Source organism: Bacillus sp. AFS059628, from assembly GCF_002571225.1.
GTDB lineage: Bacteria > Bacillota > Bacilli > Bacillales > Bacillaceae_G > Bacillus_A.
In genome coordinates this window covers 1-2,637 of sequence record NZ_NVEC01000156.1, presented here as the reverse complement: position 1 = coordinate 2,637, position 2,637 = coordinate 1, and the positions used below count along the sequence as shown (strand labels likewise).

At 32.9% G+C, this 2,637-nt stretch carries 2 protein-coding genes; both read right to left on the bottom strand.

What is annotated here, in order from left to right; all coding sequences use genetic code 11:
- Window positions 1-276: 276 nt before the first annotated feature.
- Window positions 277-2,025 (bottom strand): MFS transporter, encoded by a 1,749-nt coding sequence (locus COL05_RS30665; RefSeq protein ID WP_098671338.1) that lies wholly within the window; start codon window positions 2,023-2,025, stop codon window positions 277-279.
- A 36-nt stretch (window positions 2,026-2,061) separates the two neighbouring features.
- Complete coding sequence (locus COL05_RS30660) at window positions 2,062-2,601, bottom strand: PadR family transcriptional regulator (RefSeq protein ID WP_098671339.1); 540 nt, start codon at window positions 2,599-2,601, stop codon at window positions 2,062-2,064.
- Window positions 2,602-2,637: the final 36 nt, after the last annotated feature.

Here is a 2,637-nt window from a genome sequence, read left to right as displayed (position 1 = left end):
GGGCAGTTGATCCCCCACCTTACTTCTTTGCTTTCGCTGAATTTTGAGGTGGGGGTCTTACTGCCCATTAAAGCGGGATAAAACTAATCCCCCTTGTTAATGTACTATAGAACAGCAAAATTCCCAAATTTATAATGTTGAAATTTATTTATACATGTAAAGAACCCCACGGTTTACGTTTCACTCATTACCGAAGGGTTCCCATAATAATTATACTAATTTTTTCACAGCTAGCATTCCATCATTTGAGTATAACTCACCTTTAGATTATTTCCCTTACACTCCCCCTACAACTCTTTCCCCTCTCTTTTTACTCAAAGTCTTTCCTTCCCAAAATAACAAACTCACTAAAGCAAAGACTAAAATAATTGGCACACTCGCTTTATATAAATCTGTAAAACTCATAGCCATCTGATTCTTAGCATAATGATTCACATCGTTCGAAAATGTACGTACTTCTTTCTTTATACTTTCCTCTTGTTTTTCAACTTCATTTGTCACTTGACTCATTACTTCTTCTCTTTTTACATCTCTATATTCTACTGGAACTTCTCTTAATACCTCAGCCACTTTTTGGTGAATTAGTTCATCTTTTTTCTCTTTATTTAACCCTACAAATGTTTCATTTTGATGCTTTTCGACATTTGTTTCTATACTTTGATTCTCTATTTTTTCTTTTGTTACTTGTAATATCTCAGCTTGCTCGACACTACTCACATGAATATTACGAACTTTTTCTTCTGCATAACGATATACATTCTCTTTATTTATAGTTAAATTATGAGTTAAGTTAGATACAAATATTGCAACTGCTAAAACAATACCTACTTGCCGCAACATTGATACAACACTTTGAGAAGCAGTTAATAATTCCCCTTCAAACGAAGAAGCACTTAAAACTGTAATTGGACCTACTACTAAACCATATCCAACACCCAATATCATACATGGAATAATAATTTCTATATTTGTTGAATTAACATCAATCATTTGCAACCAATAATAAGATAAGCCCATAACAAGAAATCCTGACAAAATAATAGTTACTTTTCCGAGTTTTTTAATTAAAGTTGCTGCAGCTGGTGAGACAAAAAATATCATTGCTGAAATAGGTGTCACTAAAAAAGCTGCTTCAATTTCCGTTCGACCTTGTATTTTCGTCAAGAACGTCGGAAGCAATACAGTAACTCCAATTAAAAATACATTACTTAATATGACAACGATAGATGCTCCGACAAACGTTCGATTTTTAAATAAATTTAAATTCACCATCGGATTATGAATCTTTCGTTCTACTAAAACAAATAGAATAAGAGAAATAATGCTAATTGCATAACAAAACAAAGCTATATTACTTTGCCATCCCCATGTATTACCTTTTACTAATATGAGAGTAAAAGAAAAAATTGCTGTGCTACTTAATAGCAATCCTATCCAATCTATTTTTGAGATAATACGTTCTTCATTTTTTATTTGTAGCATAAAGCAGCATAAAATGATTCCAAGAATACAAATTGGAACATTAACGAAGAACACCCATCTCCAACCGAAATTTTGTGTAATAATTCCACCTATTACTGGTCCCATTGCAGCTGACAATCCCTGTGTTACGCCTAAAATTGCTAGTGCAACATGCCTCTTAGCTAACGGCATAGCTGATACACCAATTACCATACTAGTTGGAAATAAAATCGCTGCCCCTACACTTTGTATAAAGCGAGAAAAGATAAGAAAATCTCCTGTATTAGCAAAAGCACATAGTACCGATCCACCACCAAAAATCACCAGACCAAGAATATACATCTTTGCTTTTCCAAAGATATCAGCTATCCGCCCTAGCGGAATAGCAAGTACTGCTATTGTCATTGTATAAACATTTAATACCCAAGACATCTTTTCCAATGAAGTATTTACACTCGTTTGTATCGCTGGTAAAGCTATATTCATAATTGTCGTATCAATCATACAAAGAAAAATACCTAAGCACATTAAAAAGACAAACTTAATACCCTTTGATTGCTCCATGTTCATCTACCCCTTTATTTATAATGAACGTGTTTTTCATTCTTCCATTTTATCGTGTTCTTTTGCTTCTAGTTGTTCTAGTTTTCTTTTCAATGTCTCTACTTGAGCACTATAAGATGCAATACCTACATCGAGTGAAATTTCCTCGACAAAAGTAATACCGTTTCTCCACTTTTCATATTTCAAAAGAAGATCCGTAATGTATGCTTCTTTTTTTTCAATTTCATCCTCAATCCATTTTTTAATTGCCTTATCATCGCTATAATTACCGAAATACATCCTCATTAAAAAATCTGAACGCAAAACATCTTTCTCTACATCCGTTTGCATGTATTGATAAAACTCTTCACGCCCTTCATCTGTAATAAAATACATTTTCTTATTTGGTTTCCCTTCTTGCATAACAACTTCTTTTTTTATTTTCCCCTCTTTTTCCAACTGACGTAACGTTGAATAGATCATTCCAAAACTTCCATCAAAGAAATGAGTAAATACGTCTTCAAACACAATTTTAATATCATAACCAGACATTTCTTTTCCCATTAACAAACCTAAAACAACATCTCTTCCCTTCAAAATAAGACCCCCACATAGTATATAATCAATAATCAT